The 15,980-nt window shown below is 55.6% G+C and carries 19 protein-coding genes; 11 read left to right on the top strand and 8 right to left on the bottom strand.

What is annotated here, in order from left to right:
• Nucleotides 1-159 carry a hypothetical protein gene (locus UF64_RS20550; protein WP_161794619.1) on the top strand — a complete coding sequence of 53 codons (159 nt, stop codon included), beginning with the start codon at nt 1-3 and terminating at the stop codon, nt 157-159.
• Between the two features lie 54 nt (nt 160-213).
• On the opposite strand, the gene UF64_RS11950 is transcribed toward UF64_RS20550, so the two are convergent.
• Entirely contained in the window at nt 214-846 is a 633-nt protein-coding gene (locus UF64_RS11950; RefSeq protein WP_044828749.1) for a LysE family translocator, read from the bottom strand.
• A 355-nt stretch (nt 847-1,201) separates the two neighbouring features.
• On the opposite strand from UF64_RS11950, the gene UF64_RS11945 reads away from it, so the two are divergent.
• Nucleotides 1,202-2,863, top strand: a complete 1,662-nt coding sequence (locus UF64_RS11945; RefSeq protein WP_044828748.1) for an inverse autotransporter beta-barrel domain-containing protein — start codon at nt 1,202-1,204, stop codon at nt 2,861-2,863.
• Between the two features lie 72 nt (nt 2,864-2,935).
• Nucleotides 2,936-4,099 carry a PA0069 family radical SAM protein gene (locus tag UF64_RS11940; RefSeq protein WP_052657615.1) on the top strand — a complete coding sequence of 388 codons (1,164 nt, stop codon included), beginning with the start codon at nt 2,936-2,938 and terminating at the stop codon, nt 4,097-4,099.
• Nucleotides 4,100-4,147: 48 nt separating this feature from the next.
• Here the strand turns inward: UF64_RS11940 and UF64_RS11935 are convergent, their stop codons facing one another.
• The 3 genes from UF64_RS11935 to UF64_RS11925 form a co-directional block, all read right to left on the bottom strand.
• A complete protein-coding gene (locus UF64_RS11935) occupies nt 4,148-4,426 on the bottom strand; it encodes a tyrosyl-tRNA synthetase (protein ID WP_044828747.1) in 279 nt (92 codons plus the stop codon).
• A 299-nt stretch (nt 4,427-4,725) separates the two neighbouring features.
• Complete coding sequence (locus tag UF64_RS11930) at nt 4,726-5,253, bottom strand: hypothetical protein (RefSeq protein WP_235285043.1); 528 nt, start codon at nt 5,251-5,253, stop codon at nt 4,726-4,728.
• Between the two features lie 87 nt (nt 5,254-5,340).
• Nucleotides 5,341-6,024, bottom strand: a complete 684-nt coding sequence (locus UF64_RS11925; protein ID WP_044828745.1) for a hypothetical protein — start codon at nt 6,022-6,024, stop codon at nt 5,341-5,343.
• Between the two features lie 255 nt (nt 6,025-6,279).
• On the opposite strand from UF64_RS11925, the gene UF64_RS11920 reads away from it, so the two are divergent.
• The 5 genes from UF64_RS11920 to rpmF all read left to right on the top strand — a co-directional run bounded on the left by UF64_RS11920 (nt 6,280) and on the right by rpmF (nt 9,483).
• A complete protein-coding gene (locus UF64_RS11920) occupies nt 6,280-6,990 on the top strand; it encodes an alanyl-tRNA editing protein (RefSeq protein ID WP_044828744.1) in 711 nt (236 codons plus the stop codon).
• A gap of 171 nt (nt 6,991-7,161) precedes the next feature.
• Nucleotides 7,162-8,019: a 3-mercaptopyruvate sulfurtransferase gene (gene sseA, locus UF64_RS11915; RefSeq protein ID WP_044828743.1), complete on the top strand. Its 858-nt coding sequence runs from the start codon at nt 7,162-7,164 to the stop codon at nt 8,017-8,019.
• A 41-nt stretch (nt 8,020-8,060) separates the two neighbouring features.
• Entirely contained in the window at nt 8,061-8,579 is a 519-nt protein-coding gene (locus UF64_RS19735; protein WP_052657614.1) for a GNAT family N-acetyltransferase, read from the top strand.
• On the top strand, nt 8,576-9,262 hold the full coding sequence (locus UF64_RS11905) for a GNAT family N-acetyltransferase (RefSeq protein ID WP_044828742.1): 687 nt from the start codon (nt 8,576-8,578) through the stop codon (nt 9,260-9,262). Before UF64_RS19735 ends, UF64_RS11905 begins: the two co-directional genes overlap by 4 nt.
• 41 nt (nt 9,263-9,303) lie before the next feature.
• Nucleotides 9,304-9,483, top strand: coding sequence for a 50S ribosomal protein L32 (gene rpmF / locus UF64_RS11900; protein ID WP_007090029.1), 180 nt, complete (start codon nt 9,304-9,306; stop codon nt 9,481-9,483).
• Nucleotides 9,484-9,612: 129 nt separating this feature from the next.
• Here the strand turns inward: rpmF and UF64_RS11895 are convergent, their stop codons facing one another.
• A complete protein-coding gene (locus tag UF64_RS11895) occupies nt 9,613-10,569 on the bottom strand; it encodes a threonine/serine dehydratase (protein ID WP_044828741.1) in 957 nt (318 codons plus the stop codon).
• A gap of 168 nt (nt 10,570-10,737) precedes the next feature.
• Here UF64_RS11895 and metC point away from each other — a divergent pair, with 168 nt between their 5' ends.
• Nucleotides 10,738-11,922: a cystathionine beta-lyase gene (gene metC, locus UF64_RS11890; RefSeq protein WP_044828740.1), complete on the top strand. Its 1,185-nt coding sequence runs from the start codon at nt 10,738-10,740 to the stop codon at nt 11,920-11,922.
• A gap of 77 nt (nt 11,923-11,999) precedes the next feature.
• On the opposite strand, the gene UF64_RS11885 is transcribed toward metC, so the two are convergent.
• From UF64_RS11885 to UF64_RS11875, 3 genes are read right to left on the bottom strand one after another with little or no spacing between them, the layout of a single operon-like run.
• Nucleotides 12,000-12,803 (bottom strand): metal ABC transporter permease, encoded by an 804-nt coding sequence (locus tag UF64_RS11885; protein ID WP_200892673.1) that lies wholly within the window; start codon nt 12,801-12,803, stop codon nt 12,000-12,002.
• Nucleotides 12,800-13,636, bottom strand: coding sequence for a zinc ABC transporter ATP-binding protein ZnuC (gene znuC, locus UF64_RS11880; RefSeq protein ID WP_044828739.1), 837 nt, complete (start codon nt 13,634-13,636; stop codon nt 12,800-12,802). Before znuC ends, UF64_RS11885 begins: the two co-directional genes overlap by 4 nt.
• Nucleotides 13,617-14,093 (bottom strand): Fur family transcriptional regulator, encoded by a 477-nt coding sequence (locus UF64_RS11875; RefSeq protein WP_008890884.1) that lies wholly within the window; start codon nt 14,091-14,093, stop codon nt 13,617-13,619. Before UF64_RS11875 ends, znuC begins: the two co-directional genes overlap by 20 nt.
• A gap of 151 nt (nt 14,094-14,244) precedes the next feature.
• Between UF64_RS11875 and hisI the strand changes: the two genes are divergently transcribed.
• Complete coding sequence (gene hisI / locus UF64_RS11870; protein ID WP_044828738.1) at nt 14,245-14,643, top strand: phosphoribosyl-AMP cyclohydrolase; 399 nt, start codon at nt 14,245-14,247, stop codon at nt 14,641-14,643.
• A 53-nt stretch (nt 14,644-14,696) separates the two neighbouring features.
• The gene (locus UF64_RS11865; RefSeq protein WP_044829006.1) at nt 14,697-15,827 is read left to right on the top strand and encodes a GTP-binding protein; all 1,131 of its coding nucleotides are present in this window, start codon (nt 14,697-14,699) and stop codon (nt 15,825-15,827) included.
• Nucleotides 15,828-15,980: the final 153 nt, after the last annotated feature.

Raw genomic sequence — 15,980 nt, 5'->3', positions numbered from 1 at the left:
ATGAAACAGAAACTGTTCAATCCGGTCTTTCTCGTCCTGACCTCGATCATCCTGCCGATCGCGGCCTTTGAAGCACTGGTGACAGACAACATCGCCGCAAGCGATATTCTGTTCGCCCTGTTCTGTGCCATCATGGCGCTGATCGTCGCGCGCAAATAAAAGGCCCGCCGACCAAATGGACGACGGGCACTTTATACAACGTATCAAAAAGTGTTACGGGCGAAGCGCTGCCAGCTTGACGCCAAAGGCAATGAACACCGCCCCTGTAGTTGCCTTGAGCGCGCGCTGAAAACGGTTACTGCCGGCAAAACGCGTGAGACGCGCCAGCAACATGATCATGGCGGCAAACCACACCGCATTAATCGCCGCGTGCAGGCAGACCAGCATAAAGGCCGATGTCACCGCCCCCTCACCCACGGGAATGAATTGCGGGAAAGCTGCCAGATAAAAAATCGAAACCTTCGGGTTCAGGGCGTTGGTCAAGAACCCCTCGCCATAGGCCTTGGTGAGCGTGCGCTTGCGCTTTGCCGGTGAGACCTCGGCAACGTTTTTTACCCCGCGCCAGGCATCACGCAGTGCCTTGAACCCGACCCAGCAGAGATAGGCCGCACCAAGGAACTTCACGATCATGAAAGCCTGTGCCGACTGCACCAGAATCACCGAAATACCTAGGATCGACAAGGTTCCGTGTAGGTAAAAGGCACTGACAAACCCGGCAACATTGGCCATCCCGGCCGCGCGCCCGGATGTCGGGACGGTTTTCGCGACCAGCACGCCATTGGGTCCCGGCGACATCACAAGCAGCGACGCAACCAGCGCAAAACTCAAAACCTGCGACCAATCCATGGGGCCATCCTTTGCAAATGATCAAACGGTGCGCATTGACTGATGACGTCTCGCACCTTGCCTTGACTATATCCCGGCTCGATCAACCAGCAAGAAAATCATTGTGACCATACATTTTCCCTGCCCGGTCCGGTCAGCCTGCCGGGATCAGGAAAATGATAACTTCTGGGAAAATGATAAAGAATAGAAGTGGCTGCCAGGAGCAGGCGGCACTACGGTCGGTGCAATAAAAATCAACATGGCAAAAGCCATGCAACGGCGGGGCACGAAACTCCCCACGAGCAAAAATCTTCTGATGTCTTGGCAATGTGCCTGCCCCGCAGGCGCAATGTGAGCCCTGCTGACTAGGTTAAACATGCACATTACCCGATCCATCCGCTCCTTCGCCCTTTGCGCCCCCTTCCTGCTTGCCTCCACGCTTGGTAACGCCGAAACGGCGCCTATGGGACCGAAATGGGGTTCCCATATTGATCTGGAAGGCAAAGGTGGCACGGATCGTAACCTTGGCGAGACGGACCTGTTCATTCCGCTTTGGCAGGATGACGACACACTGACCTTCACCAGCCTTCGCGCCCGGATGGATGACAATAACAGCCACGAAGGGAACTTCGGTCTTGGCATCCGGCAGATGCTTGGTTCGGGATGGAACATTGGTGGCTATGGTTACTTTGACCGCCGCCACAGCCCATATGGCAACAAATTCAACCAATTGACCTTCAGCGCAGAGGCCCTGTCGCTTGATTGGGATTTTCGCGCCAATGCCTATGTCCCGATTGGCACCACACAATACATGGAAGACAGTCTGAGTACTGTCGATGTGAGTGGCACCACCTTGATGTACAATCAAGGTGAAGAACGCGCATTACGTGGCTTTGACGGGGAAATTGGCTGGCGCATTCCGTTATTTGAGGCTGACGCCGGACAGCAACTCCGGGCCTATGCCGGTGGTTATCGCTTTACGGAAGACGGTGTTGATACGGTGCAGGGTCCGCGTGGGCGACTGGACCTGACCTTTGATGAAGTTCCCTTTTTGTGGGAAGGGTCACGCTTCTCGCTCGGGGCAGAAATTCAACATGACAGTCCACGGGGCACGCAGGGCTTTGCCAGCTTCCGCCTTCGTATCCCGTTGCAGGGCTTCGGCGACACCCCGAAACCCCGCCTGACCGCGATGGAACGACGCATGACCGACCCCATCATTCGCGACATTGATGTGGTCAGTCAGGCCGGACAGTTTTCAGAAGCAAGTGAAATCACCCAGACTGCGGACGGGGAAACGATCACAGTTCTGAACAGCAACTCGACATCGGCGGCGAACTTTGCGACTGACATTGCCAATGCAGGTGCCAATTCCACCGTGATCCTGAGCGGCAATTACACCGCAATCAATTCCGTCACGACGGTTCAGAGCGGACAAACAATTGTCGGGGGTGGCGCACTTGACATCAAAACCCCGACAGGACGGTCGGTTACGGTCACCATTCCGGATGCATCAATCTCAGGCAGCGGCAGCAATGGCGGCGCCGGTGGTGGCAATCGTTTCTTTAACATGGCCGACAACAGCAGCCTGGTTGGTGTGACCGCGAACGTTAACACAACCGGGTCAGCATACATCGTCCACATCGAAGGAAAGCAGAATGTTACCATTCGGAACAACAACCTGACAACGCAGAACGACAACTCAACCGCAGGCGCTATCATAATCAGAGACAGCCAGGATGTGACCATAAAGAATAATGTTTCATCCGTTACCTCTGATGGAAATGGTGCCCGGTTCGTGGCGATTATCGGCAACAATTCCAACATCAGCATTGATGACAACGAGCTTTCCGTAAGCGGATCAGGCTTCAACAAGCGATTTGTGTTCTTCGCCAATTCATCAACCATAAACAACCTGTCAGGGACAGGTAACACCACCAATAACCTCAACCCATGTGGTGACGGCGGCGGAACCCTTCCCACCGTTACTGGCTCAGTCACGGTAGACGGCACCGCGGTAGACGGCAGCGCCTGTCCATAACTTGATACTGCACAAATCTGGACATATCGGCTTTGGCTTGAATGTTCTTCTTTTGTTCTTTATTGTGAGCATATGAAGAACAACATCAGCCAGCCCCATGCCCACACCGCCGCCGCCATTTTTGATGATGGATGGTCAAACGCGGAATGTGATCTGAACGTCTTGCCCGCACGCGGACAAAAGGGACGCGGTGCGGTGTCCAATATTGACGGGCGATTTGAACGTCACATCCATCAGGCGGTTGATGATGGCTGGCTGGGCACATTGATGGAAGATCAGGACGCACCACGCACCAAAACCACCCTTGGCATCGACGGGGCGCGTTCCGTCATCACCCGCAATCAAAGCCCCGATGTGCCGTTTGATCGGTCAATCAACCCCTATCGCGGGTGTGAGCATGGCTGTGTCTATTGCTTTGCCCGCCCAACCCATGCCTATCTGGGCCTGTCCCCCGGTCTTGATTTTGAAACCAGATTGTTCTGGAAGCCGGAAGCCGCCCAGCTTTTGCGTAAGCAACTGTCATCCAAGACCTACCAACCCGCCCCGATCGTGATTGGTACAAGTACGGATCCCTATCAGCCAGTTGACCGTGACAAGAAACTGACGCGCTCCATCATCGAAGTCCTGTCAGACTGCCAGCATCCCTTTTCGCTGATCACCAAAAGCGCGCTGGTCACCCGCGACATTGACCTGATCGCACCAATGGCCGCCAAAAACAGGGCATCGGTCGCCGTTTCGGTCACAAGCCTTGATCATCGGCTGTCAAACCTTCTTGAACCGCGTGCGTCTGCCCCGCATCGAAGGCTTGAGGCGATCCGAAAGCTTTCAGATGCCGGCATCCCAGTCACCGTGCTGTGTGCGCCAATCATCCCGGGCCTCAATGACATGGAAATCGAAAAGCTTGTGGCTGCCTGCAAGGAAGCCGGAGCGCAATCGATTGCCCATATCGTCCTGCGTCTGCCGCTTGAAATAGCGGACCTGTTCGAAGAATGGCTTGAGGCCCATTACCCGGACCGCAAGACCAAGGTGATGTCACTGATCCGCCAGATGCGCGATGGCCAGACCTATCAATCGGAATTTGGTACCCGCATGCGCGGCACCGGCCCGATTGCCGATATGATCGCCAAACGTTTTGAGGCTGCACGCAAAAAGCACGGCCTGATCAACAGGTCGCTCAACCTTGATTGCAGCGGCTTCAAACGCCCCAGTGCGAACGGGCAAATGTCGCTGTTCTGATAACAACCGCAACATCGCCCCTCGCCTGCACTCGATATAGCATGCCGATCAATCCGCGCGCCGGATTAGCATTGTGCTTTTACCACCAACCGTCAGGCGCAGCACTTCGCCATCATCAAAGGCGTAGCTCAGGATATGGTGGTCTGGATCGGTGATCGGCCTTCCTTCGATCCTGACAGCACCGCTTGCAACAAGCTCGCCTGCGGCCATACTAGTATCAGCAAAGCCTGCCATCAGAATAAGCGGCACCACCCCGATCCCGTCTTTCAGGGCATTGGGCGTGAAATCAAGTGTCGGCATGCGATCGGCAAAAGAGATATGGGTCATTTTCCGGTTTCCTTGTTGGTGGAGCCACCTCGGGCAAACCGGTTCATGGAAAAAACAAAGGCCGCCCTGGGGCAGCCGGTCTTGGTTTATTTTACAAACATCAACAGGCGCCGCGCTATGTGCACGACGTAAAATAGGCGTTCTGATGTGTAACAATGTTTTCCATGCTTTTATGCATATGGCGCTTTTTTGGTTTGGTCAAGCCGCTTGTTCGGCACACGTTCAGGCAAAGAAAACACCCGCCAGTAAAACGGACGGGTGCGACGAAAGCTTGATTGATAGGCTGGTTAGCGGAACTTTTAGCTCACCACGCGATACCGTGCATGGGCAGCCGGTTCGCTGATAATGGCTGGATCGATCATGGCATTGATTGCTTCCTGCGCCTCGCTGGCAGCAACACCTTCACGGTCCTTGGCGGTCACATTGCCATCTTCCGAAAGGGCCCTTGCGCGTGCGTTTTCAAAGAAGCGCAGGCCGCGTTTTTCCATGACATACAGGGTTTCACCACCCCATTCCCCGGTCCAGACAAGCCCCGAAAGGCCTTCCATTTCGCGTTCAATCCGGGTCGGTGAGATCGGCATACCAAGGCAGGTGGTCAAAAGGAAGGAAAGCTCGGCCGCGGTAACACCATCTTCGCAGCATTCCTCGGCCAGAACCGACATCACGGCCATGGTCACAACCCGAAGCGAAACCTTGTTGGTCTCAAGCCCCGGGAAACGATTCTGCTGAAGTTCAACAATGTCATTGGCGATACGATCAACATCCCCGCGGATGACATAACGCCCGCGCCATACCCGACAGCTGCTTCTGACTTCCCACTCGCTCATGATTTTGGTCCCACCCGTTTTTGTTTGTCCCTGCAAAAAAGATACAACAATCATACATTTCGTCAATATCTTTTTCGACTTTTTGTATTATTTTCTACACTCTTCGCGAAACCACTGGAAGCCATCGCTTGCGACGGTATATCCGTCCTCGTTTTCGACCTCTTCCAGGTAGCCCCGCGCCACCGCCGCATGAAAATCGCGACTGAAATTTCGCGGCATCCGCAGATGATCCTGACGGCGCAGCAATCGACGGACATCCCCACGCGTGACAAAACTTCTGCCATCGCGATATTGCAGCCAGATCGCCGCGAGCAAAATCGTCTCGGCAAAGCCACGCGGCTGCAACCGCGCCACCAAATCGCCAAAGCTGCCAACAAATCCGGTAATAAACATACCGGGATCAACGGCACCCGAAAGGGCCAGGCCACCACCATATCCCGATACCGGCTGTCCCGCCCCTGCTGCGGATCCCCCACCCGCAACATCGCGGGCATAATCATCACTCAAATGCCCCACACTGTCAGATACAGTCGCGCCAGACTCTGCACGTTGCACGCCACGCCTGTCATCAGAAGCGCCATGCGCATTCCCCTGCGCCCGCACTGCTGGTCCCGCCGATACGGGTCCCGCCATCATGCCCGCCCCAGACGACGCCTGCCCGAAAAGCGCTGCCATCACGACAGGCAAACGCGCCGGCGGGATCGCACATTCGAGATCCACCGGTCCGAAGTCCCCTTCACCGGAAAGTTTGACATGAATAACGGCTGACACGGCTGCTGTACTCCTGAATTACACGGCACCGATACCATACACTTCGTATATATTTCAACATAAATCTAATATTTATGTATAATTTTATACATTCCACGTTTGAGCACCCCAGCAACTTTGTACTCGACAACGCCTTTGCACCCACCGCACCATGACCTCAACAAACCGGCCCTGCACGCCTGCCTGCCCCACCAAGGACCTGCGCGCTGGCCGGAGAAATCAAGAACGCCACCACACGGGAAGGAAGAGAGAAACATGACACGTCTTTTGTTTCGCGAAGACGCCTATGCACAGAATTGCACCGCCACCGTCACCAGCATTTCAGATCGCGGCATCGAGCTTGATCAAACCGTGTTTTACGCCACAGCAGGCGGACAGTCGGGCGATATCGGAACCCTGACCCTTGCCGATGGCACAAAGTTGCCCGTCGCGACCACAGTCAAGGATCGCGAAACCGGACGTATCCTGCATTTCATTGCCGATGATCATCCCTTGCCTGCCGTTGGTGATGCCATCACGGCCGAGCTTGACTGGGACAATCGCCACAAGCTGATGCGTTTTCACACCTGCCTGCATCTTCTATGTGCCGTGATCGAGGGCGATGTGACTGGCGGCAATATTGCCGCCCATAAGGCACGCCTTGATTTCAACCTACCGGAAGCAGCTCTTGATAAGGACGAAATCACCGAAAAGCTCAATGAGCTGATCGCACGCGATGCCGATGTGTATGATGGTGAAATCACGGTAGCCGAACTTAAGGCCAACCCGGAACTGGTGCGCACAATGTCCGTGCAGCCACCGATGGATGGCAACGCGATCCGCACTGTCACCATCGAAGGCATTGATTTCCAACCGTGTGGCGGCACCCACGTCCGCAAAACCGGTGAAATCGGCAAGGTCACGGTATCGAAGATCGAAAAGAAAGGCCGGCAGAACCGCCGCATCAATGTCGTCTTTGCGGACTGACGTGCATTATATCTGACAACCGGCAGATGGTGCGCAAACCCAACAGCGCGCTGTGACTGCCGGTTGCCAGCGGACGGCAGGAACGTTACAAATTTAGACTGAAACTCAGGACCAATTTAAAATGATCCCGGACCCAACCGGAATCACACCATTGCCAATCGGAGCTTGTCCATGACCAACCCACTTTCCGACGCCCTTGTTTCCACCCAATGGCTTGCGGATCACCTTGATGCACCGGACGTGCGCGTCGTCGATGCCAGCTGGTACATGCCCGCCGAAAACAAGAATGCCCGCGACTTCTATGACGCAGAACATATTCCGGGCGCGGTTTTCTTTGATATCGATGATATCGCCGCCGATGATAGCGCCCCGCTGCCGCACATGATGCCTGACGCGATCAAGTTTTCCGCCAAGGTCCGCAAGCTCGGCCTTGGCGATGGTGTCCGTGTCGTGGTCTATGGCCAACAGGGTTCTGCCCTTGCTGCGTGCCGCGCATGGTGGATGCTGCGTCACTTTGGTCATCATGATGTTGTTGTTCTTGATGGCGGCTTGCCTAAATGGCTGGCCGAGGGACGCCCGGCGACCGATGCCCCAACCCCGCCGCGCGAACGTCACTTCACCGCACGCGCCAACAGCTTCCTGCTGCGTGAATTTGATCAGGTTCTCTCGAACGTCAAAACCAAACGCGAACAGCTGGTCGATGCCCGTGCGGGCGAACGTTTCCGCGGCGAAGTCGACGATCCCTGGGGTAAATCGGGTCACGTTCCGGGCTCTTATAACCTGCCCTTCACCGAACTTATCAACGCTGATGGCACCTTCAAATCCGCAAGCGAGATCAAGGCCGCATTTGATAAGGCTGGCGTAGACCTCGGCAAACCGGTGGTCGCAAGTTGCGGTTCTGGCGTTACTGCCTGCGTGCTGGCAATGGGCGCATATATCTCGGGCTATAAACAGGTCGCTGTTTACGACGGCTCCTGGGCCGAGTGGGCCACAACCGAAGACAGCCCGGTCGATACTGGCCCGGCATAAGGCCGACGAAATAGCGTCAGACATTTAAGATGAGAAATCCGATGCCCGCCCCATCCCCCTTTGGTCTGGAAATGGCCAATAATACCGCCGACGCGGCGGGCATCGAACTCGAACAACTCAAAGCCCCCACAGCCGAAGACATCACCGCCATCACCCGGCTTTGGATCGCAACCGGCCTGATCCCGGCCATCCGCGATGCCCGTCAGGATATCGAAAACTGCATTTCGGCCGATAATGGCAGCCTGATCGTGGCCCGCATACCTGGCGACCAGCAAATCTTCGCCACAATGATGACCGGCCATGACACTGTTTTTGGCTGGATTCATTATCTCGCCATTGCCGAACACGCCCAAGGATCGGGCATTGGCAGTGAACTGGTGGCATTGGCCGAGGATATCCTGCGCCTTTCAGGGCTGAGTGATATCCGGGTTACCATTGAAAATGCCGCAGCGGGTGATTTTTACGCCAAACTCGGCTATGACTTTATCGGAAGCGTCACAGATCAGGACCAACCTGATTCGCCCCAAAACAAAATAATGCGCAAGAGTTTAGTCCAATGACCCCATCCAATCCGCGCAAGCTGGAAGTTGTTGTCAGCTTCCTTGAAATGCAAAGCCCGCCTGATCGCGTTCCGGCCATCGTCCCGCCGGGCAAGGTCGCGATCATCCGTGCTGAGAACCCGACCCTGTCATTTTATCGCTACCTTTATAATACGGTTGGCGAACCGTGGCTGTGGTGGCTGCGCCGCCTGATGAGCGACGAGGAACTGGCACCGATCCTGGCCAAGCCTGAAACACATGTTTATGTGCTGTATGTCGCAGGTGTGCCGGCCGGCTTTGCCGAGCTTGATCTGACGGATTTTGAATCTGATAACGTCATTGATCTGCATTATATGGGCCTGATGCCGGAATTCATCGGCAAGGGCTTTGGCAAATACCTGCTTGATTGGGCGATTGATACCGCCTGGAGCTTCAAGCCCGCCCGCCTGACGGTCAATACCTGCACACTTGATCATCCGAGTGCACTTGGGGCTTATCAAAAGGCAGGTTTTGCGATATACGACCAGCGAACCGATATTGTTGACGATCCGCGTGATACCGGGCTGATCCCGCACATTGATCATCATGTTGATCATGATGGCCATCCTGCTGGTGATGCGCCCAAACGTGAAAGTGACAATGAAAATGCAAATAATGCAGATTCCGACACTTTGATCGTTGACTTTCCCGACCGCGCACGGTAACAAGCGCGCCTGAGTTTACCCAAGCCAGAGGATGATGACCCATGGCAGTGCCAAAGAAAAAAGTGACCAAGTCCCGTCAGGGCATGCGTCGCTCGCATGACAAGCTCGCCAAGGGCTCGTACCGCGAAGACAAAGAGACCGGCGAACTGCATCGCCCGCACCACATTGACCCGAACACCGGTATGTACCGTGGTCGTCAGGTGGTCGAGCCGAAGATGTAATTCCGTACCGGAGAGATTTTTGCTCTTTGGCGGTTTGCGACGCTATATATTTCCACGCCAGTCCAATCGGGCTGGCGTCTGGTTTAAAAAGGGATGAAACCGTTTGGTTTCATCCCTTTTTATTTATCCCTACTCAAAACCATCCGTTCCGGTCCCACAGACAATCACCCCGACCCGTCCCGGGGCAGCATCGCCCAGACGGTCATTCATTACCGCTGCAATACCGGCCGCCGCAGAAAGCTCGACAGAAAGACCAAACTCTTTCCAAAGCCACCTTGCGGCCTTTTGCATTTCCTCGTCACTGACAAGGGCGATGCGATCAACGTTTCGGGAAATCAGATCAACATTAAGCGCGGATGACTGACGTGGCGCCAAACTGGTCGCCGCCGTATTAACACTGGGCAGGGTCACGACCTCATTGGCCTTAAGGCTTTCAAACAGGGTTGCTGCCCCGGTCGGCTCAACACCGATCACCCGGATCGACGGACGGAGCAGCCGGGCGGCTGTCGCCACACCGGAAATCAATCCGCCACCACCAATTGCCACCACCAGCGTATCAAGGTCGGGTTGCTGCTCCAGCAGTTCCAGCGCAATCGTGCCCTGCCCTGCGATCACCTTGGGATCGGCGAAGGGATGGATATAGGCCATACCGCTTTCACGTGCGTGCTCCATCGCTGCACGGTTGGCGTCATCCCAGACAGCCCCGATCAGGGCGACATCAACACCCTGATCACGCAGCTTCTTGACCTTGGGTTTTGGCGTATTGGTCGGCAGGAAGATCTTCACCGGCACAGCAAGGGTTCGCGCAGCATGGATCACGCCCATGCCATGATTGCCGCCCGATGCGGTGCAAAGCCCGGCTGCTCGTTGCTCGGGATCAAGCGCCAATGCGGCATTCATCGCCCCACGTGCCTTGAAGGATCCGCTGACCTGCATGTTTTCAAGTTTAAGAAACATCTCGGGGATGCGATCGCGCGCGACAAAGCCGGTTGTGTCACCAAAATTGCTGGCTTCAAACACCGGCGTCAGGCGCACATGGTCCGATATCACCTTGCGCGCGGCACGAAAATCCTGAAGTTCAATCACGAGGCCCCCTTTAAAATTCTTTTGTCATTCTTTGCGGTTATTGCCCGTAAGAAATAACCCGATAACCGGGTTTAACAATGGCTTTGTCGCAAAAAGCCTTGAATGCCCGCCGCCAAGGTGGTTTGTCTTTGAAGCACAAGACGTCGCGCCCAAGGAGAACCGCCAGACATGTCATCGCAAAGCCCCAAACACACCGAAACCAAACTGGTCCATGCTGGTCGCCGTTCCAGCCAGTATCACGGTGTGGTCAATCCGCCGGTCCTGCATGCCTCGACCATCCTGTTTGACAGCCTGGCAGAACTTGAAAAGGCCGGTGCATCGGCACCCGGCAAGGTTACCTATGGCCGCCACGGCACACCCACGCGCTTTCTGCTTGAAGAAGCTGTTGCCGAACTTGAAGGCGGTTATGGCACGCTTTGCGTATCGTCTGGCGTTTCGGCCATCACCAATGCCATCCTCGCCTTTGTGAAGCCGGGCGATCATATTCTGATTACCGATAGCACCTATTTCCCGACTCGCAACCTGTGCAATACCTTCCTCAAGAAGTTCGGGGTCGAGACGGAATACTACGATCCGGCAATTGGCAGCGACATCGCTGGCCTTATTCGCGACAACACTGCCCTTGTCTGGTGCGAAAGCCCCGGATCTCTGACCTTTGAAATGCAGGATATCCCGGCAATCGCCAAGGCGGCGCATGCGCGCGATGTTAAGGTTCTGCTGGATAACACCTGGGCATCACCGATCCTGTGCCGCCCGTTTGAACTGGGTGTTGATGTCTCGGTTCAGGCCGGCACCAAATACATTGTCGGTCATTCCGACGTCATGCTGGGCACCATCACCACCGCGACCGAGGAAGACCTTCTGACCATCAAAAAGCAGGTCCTGATTTCCGGCGATGCGGTTGGACCAGATGACTGCTACCTCGCCCAGCGTGGCCTGCGAACCCTTGCCGTGCGCCTTAAACAGCATCACGAAAGCGGCCTTAAGGTCGCGAAATGGCTGCAAACCCGCCCGGAAGTCAAACGCGTCCTTCACCCGGGCCTCCCCGATGATCCGGGCCATGCCATCTGGAAACGCGATTTCTCGGGCGCATGCGGCCTGTTTTCCTTTGTCATGGAACCGGTCGAAAAAGCCCAACTCGCCAATATGGTCGATCATATGGAACTGTTTGGCATGGGCTTTAGCTGGGGTGGCTTTGAAAGCCTGATCCTGCCGTCCGATCCGACCAAAATCCGTACTGCCACCAAATGGGACGAAGACGGCCAATTGATCCGCCTGCATATCGGCCTTGAAGATGCAGATGACCTGATCGCCGACCTTGAAGCCGGATTTGAGCGACTTAAAACCGCCTGAATACAGCCCTTGGTAAAATGAAAAACGGCGCGGAATTTCCGCGCCGTTTTCTTTTGTCACGACCGATACGACCCGCTTTACGAAACAAACTTGCGCATCACCGGCGCAAAGCCTGCAGACAGGATAAAGATCGCAGCTGCAGAAATCACGATGCTCGGCCCGGCAGGCGTATCGACATGCCATGACAGGGCAATGCCTGCCAGAACGGCAGCAGCCCCGAACATCCCTGCTCCAATCGCCATTTGCTCAGGTGTCCGGGCAAAGAAGCGTGCGCTGGCGGCTGGCACTATCAGAAGGGCTGTGATCAGAAGAACACCAACAATCTTGATCGCCATGCCGATCACAAGCGCCATCAGCAGCATGAAGATCAAACGCAACCGTTCGACCGGGATGCTTTCAGCCGCTGCAATTTCGGGGCTGACGGTGAGTGCCAGCAACGGGCGCCACATCCATGTCAGGATCCCTAGCGCAAACGCACCACCAACACCCAGAAGCCAGATATCGGCCGCGTTGACCGCCAGAATATCACCAAACAGGTACGCCATCAGATCAATGGCAACGCCTTGGACAAAGGCAAGCGCGACCATACCCAGTGCCAGCGTGGAATGGGCCAGCATGCCCAGCACGGTGTCATTGCCAATCCGTGATTGCCGCTGACCAAAGGCCAAAATAAGCGCCGCTGCCAGACAGGTCGCAATCATGCCAATCCGCACATCCACCCCAATCAGAAGACCAAGGGCGACCCCCAAAAGGGCCGTGTGGGCGAGCATATCGCCAAAGAACGCCATGCGCCGCCAGACGATAAACGCCCCGAACGGACCGCAAACGACAGCCAGCAAAACACCGCCCAGAACGGCACGAAACAGAAAATCATCCATCATTGGTGTGTGCCCGCCCCTTCTTTGACGGTTGTGCCGTGATCATGTGCGTGATGGTGATGGTCATGAGAATGGTCGTGTGAATGATCATGGCCGCATCCGCCAACAACATGCCCCGACAGATCATGTTCATGATCGTGCTCATGGTGGTAGATGCCGATTGCATCGGCCTCACGCACACCAAACAGCGACCGGTATTCCGGATGCTGGCGCACGGTTTCAGGCTGCCCGTGGCAGCAGACGTGGCGGTTGAAACATACCACCTGATCGGTCTTGGCCATCACCAGATGCAAATCATGTGAAATCATCAGAACCGCGCAACCAAGGTCACGGCGGATATCCTCAATCAGGCGATACAGTTCCGCCTGCCCGGACACATCGACACCTTGCGTTGGTTCATCTAGCACCAGAAGGTTCGGGCGCAGCAAAAGTGTGCGCGCCAGCATCACACGCTGCGTCTCGCCGCCCGAAAGCTGGCTCATCTGCGCATCAATCACATGCCCCGCCCCGACCTGGCCCAGAACGCCTTCGCATTCAGCCCGGCTGGCAGACCGGGTCAAGGTCAGAAACCGCTTCACGGTCATCGGCAGGACCTGATCAATGGCAAGCTTTTGCGGCACATAGCCGATTGTAAGCCCGCGTTTGCGCACGACCTCGCCATGATCTGGTTTCTGCAAGCCCAGAAGCGTTTTGACCAGTGTAGATTTACCAGCCCCGTTTGGCCCGATCAGGGTAATGATCTCGCCCGGATGAATGGCAAGCGATACCTGATCAAGCACGCGCTCATTGCCAAAGGACAGGACCAAGTCGCGGCCTTCAATGAGTGGCGCAGTCATGGCACAGCCCCTTGATCTCGACCGTGGTCGCCTGAATGGTAAAGCCGACACTGCGCGCGGCCTTGCGCACCGCGTTGCTCATATCCTCGTTCACTGCCTCGGCCACGCGGCCGCAATCGGTACAGATGAAATACTGGCCGAGATGTTCGCAGTCGGGCCGGTCACAGCCGAAATAGGCGTTCAGCGACTCAATACGGTGTACCAGCCCAAGCTCGGTCAAAAATTCCAGCGCGCGATAAACTGTCGGCGGCTGCACGCGTTGCCCTTCGGCGGTCAGCGCATCGAGCAGCTCATAGGCCGTCACCGCCTTGTGCGATTGCCAGATCAGGGTAAAGACCTTGCGGCGCATGTCGGTAAAGCGGGCATTTTCGCTGTCACAGACTTTCTCTGCCTGCGCAAGTGCGCTATGCACACATCTGTCGTGATCGTGGCCCTTTTTTGGGAAAAGATCGCTCATAGCTGAATATCTCGTAACGACGGCCATCTGATTTCGGCAGTTAAGGCTTCACCGATTTCAAAAAGCCGTGGCATCTGATGAAATGTTATAATATATCATTTTCTGACGCGCCGAACGTCAAAAGTCAACCACCATCGACCGGAGCACCCCCATGACGGGCTCAAATGCACTGATTGCCGACAAACTGAAATTCAACGAAAACGGCCTGATCCCGGCAATCGCCCAGCAACATGACAGCGGTGAAGTGCTGATGATGGCCTGGATGAACCGCGATGCGGTTCTTGAGACGCTTGAGACCGGCCGGGTCTGCTATTTCTCACGCTCGCGCGGAAAACTGTGGCGCAAGGGTGAAAGCAGCGGCCAAGTGCAGAAACTTGTCGATTTTCGCTATGACTGCGACATGGACACCATTCTGGTCGAGGTCGATCAGATCGGGGTGGCGTGTCACACCGGGCGGCGCAACTGTTTCTATTTCGCAGCACGCGACGGCGAAGAAGTCGTGATTTCCAAACCGGAAGTCTCGGTCGAAGAGCTTTACGGCAAGAAGTAATCCCCACTGTCATTGTCACTTTCACTGCCCCAAACCACGAAACCTGATTGATCATGGCCCTATCCAACGAACAGTTTGACCGTATCGCCACCACCGTCATTACCGGCTTTCTCGGCAGCGGCAAGACCACGCTTCTCAATGCCCTGCTGACACAGGATGGCATGGACAAGACCGCGGTCCTGATCAACGAGTTTGGCGAAATCGGGCTTGATCACCTTCTGGTGCGCGAAGTCTCCGAAGATGTGGTGTTGCTGAATTCGGGCTGCATTTGCTGTTCGGTGCGTGGCGATTTGATTTCGGGTTTGCGCGATCTGTTTGTCAAACGCACGCGCGGTGAAATCCCGGAATTTGATCGGGTGATCATTGAAACCACCGGCCTTGCCGATCCGGCCCCGATCCTGCACACCCTGATGACCGACCCGCTTCTGACCACCAAGTTCCGCCTTGATAGTGTGGTCACCACGGTCGATGCGCTCCATGGTGCCGGGCAACTTGATAACCATCCGGAAAGCGTCAAGCAGGCCGCTGTTGCCGATCGCATCCTGATGACCAAGGCCGATCTGGCCGATGACGCCACCCGGGCGGAACTTGAAACCCGCCTGCGCGCCCTTAATCCGGCAGCACCCATCTATCCGGTGATCAATGGCGATATTGCGGTCAAGAAGCTTTTCAATGCCGGGCTCTATGATCCGACAACCAAAAGCATGGATGTGCAGAAATGGCTGCGTGATGAAGCCTATGAGCAACATGGCGACGTCCATCATCATGATGGGCATGAGCACGATCATTCTCACGACCATGATCACGGGCACCACCACCATGATCACAGCCATGACGTGAACCGTCATGATGATCACATCCGGTCCTTCTGCATCATCTTCGATGAACCGATCCATTGGGATGCGTTTGTCACCTGGGCTGAAATCTTTACCCAGATGCGCGGCGAAAGCCTTTTACGGGTAAAGGGCATCCTTAATCTGGTGGGCGAAGATGCGCCGGTCGCCATCCATGCCGTGCAGCACGTTTTCCACCCGCCGGCATCCCTGCCGGCCTGGCCCAGTGACGACCATCGATCAAAGATTGTCTTCATCACCAAGGATCTCGGCCCGCAGGTAATTCGTGACTCACTCTATCATCTCAATGCCGCAGTCAGCGAAACCAGCGAAAACAACGCAGCCAAATAATAATCCGCGGCGTTTGAGCCACATCAAGGATTGCCCCCAGCGATTGGGGCAATCTCGTTCTTGGCTTGATACAGCCTCACTCTAAGTCCTGAACTTCGGGCGACTCATTACCCATGGTCGCCCTTTTTCTTTGCCTGAATTCAGGCCCCGAAT

The organism is Thalassospira sp. HJ (assembly GCF_000948415.1).
Taxonomy (GTDB): domain Bacteria; phylum Pseudomonadota; class Alphaproteobacteria; order Rhodospirillales; family Thalassospiraceae; genus Thalassospira.
This window is presented reverse-complemented; position numbering and strand designations above follow the sequence as displayed.

Excerpts from the sequence above, each read along its gene's own strand:
- UF64_RS20550 (WP_161794619.1), top strand. The coding sequence starts at position 1 with ATGAAACAGAAACTGTTCAATCCGGTCTTTCTCGTCCTGACCTCGATC.
- UF64_RS11950 (WP_044828749.1), bottom strand. The coding sequence starts at position 846 with ATGGATTGGTCGCAGGTTTTGAGTTTTGCGCTGGTTGCGTCGCTGCTT.
- UF64_RS11945 (WP_044828748.1), top strand. The coding sequence starts at position 1,202 with ATGCACATTACCCGATCCATCCGCTCCTTCGCCCTTTGCGCCCCCTTC.
- UF64_RS11940 (WP_052657615.1), top strand. The coding sequence starts at position 2,936 with ATGAAGAACAACATCAGCCAGCCCCATGCCCACACCGCCGCCGCCATT.
- UF64_RS11935 (WP_044828747.1), bottom strand. The coding sequence starts at position 4,426 with ATGACCCATATCTCTTTTGCCGATCGCATGCCGACACTTGATTTCACG.
- UF64_RS11930 (WP_235285043.1), bottom strand. The coding sequence starts at position 5,253 with ATGAGCGAGTGGGAAGTCAGAAGCAGCTGTCGGGTATGGCGCGGGCGT.
- UF64_RS11920 (WP_044828744.1), top strand. The coding sequence starts at position 6,280 with ATGACACGTCTTTTGTTTCGCGAAGACGCCTATGCACAGAATTGCACC.
- sseA (WP_044828743.1), top strand. The coding sequence starts at position 7,162 with ATGACCAACCCACTTTCCGACGCCCTTGTTTCCACCCAATGGCTTGCG.
- UF64_RS19735 (WP_052657614.1), top strand. The coding sequence starts at position 8,061 with ATGCCCGCCCCATCCCCCTTTGGTCTGGAAATGGCCAATAATACCGCC.
- UF64_RS11905 (WP_044828742.1), top strand. The coding sequence starts at position 8,576 with ATGACCCCATCCAATCCGCGCAAGCTGGAAGTTGTTGTCAGCTTCCTT.
- rpmF (WP_007090029.1), top strand. The coding sequence starts at position 9,304 with ATGGCAGTGCCAAAGAAAAAAGTGACCAAGTCCCGTCAGGGCATGCGT.
- metC (WP_044828740.1), top strand. The coding sequence starts at position 10,738 with ATGTCATCGCAAAGCCCCAAACACACCGAAACCAAACTGGTCCATGCT.
- UF64_RS11885 (WP_200892673.1), bottom strand. The coding sequence starts at position 12,803 with ATGATGGATGATTTTCTGTTTCGTGCCGTTCTGGGCGGTGTTTTGCTG.
- znuC (WP_044828739.1), bottom strand. The coding sequence starts at position 13,636 with ATGACTGCGCCACTCATTGAAGGCCGCGACTTGGTCCTGTCCTTTGGC.
- UF64_RS11875 (WP_008890884.1), bottom strand. The coding sequence starts at position 14,093 with ATGAGCGATCTTTTCCCAAAAAAGGGCCACGATCACGACAGATGTGTG.
- hisI (WP_044828738.1), top strand. The coding sequence starts at position 14,245 with ATGACGGGCTCAAATGCACTGATTGCCGACAAACTGAAATTCAACGAA.
- UF64_RS11865 (WP_044829006.1), top strand. The coding sequence starts at position 14,697 with ATGGCCCTATCCAACGAACAGTTTGACCGTATCGCCACCACCGTCATT.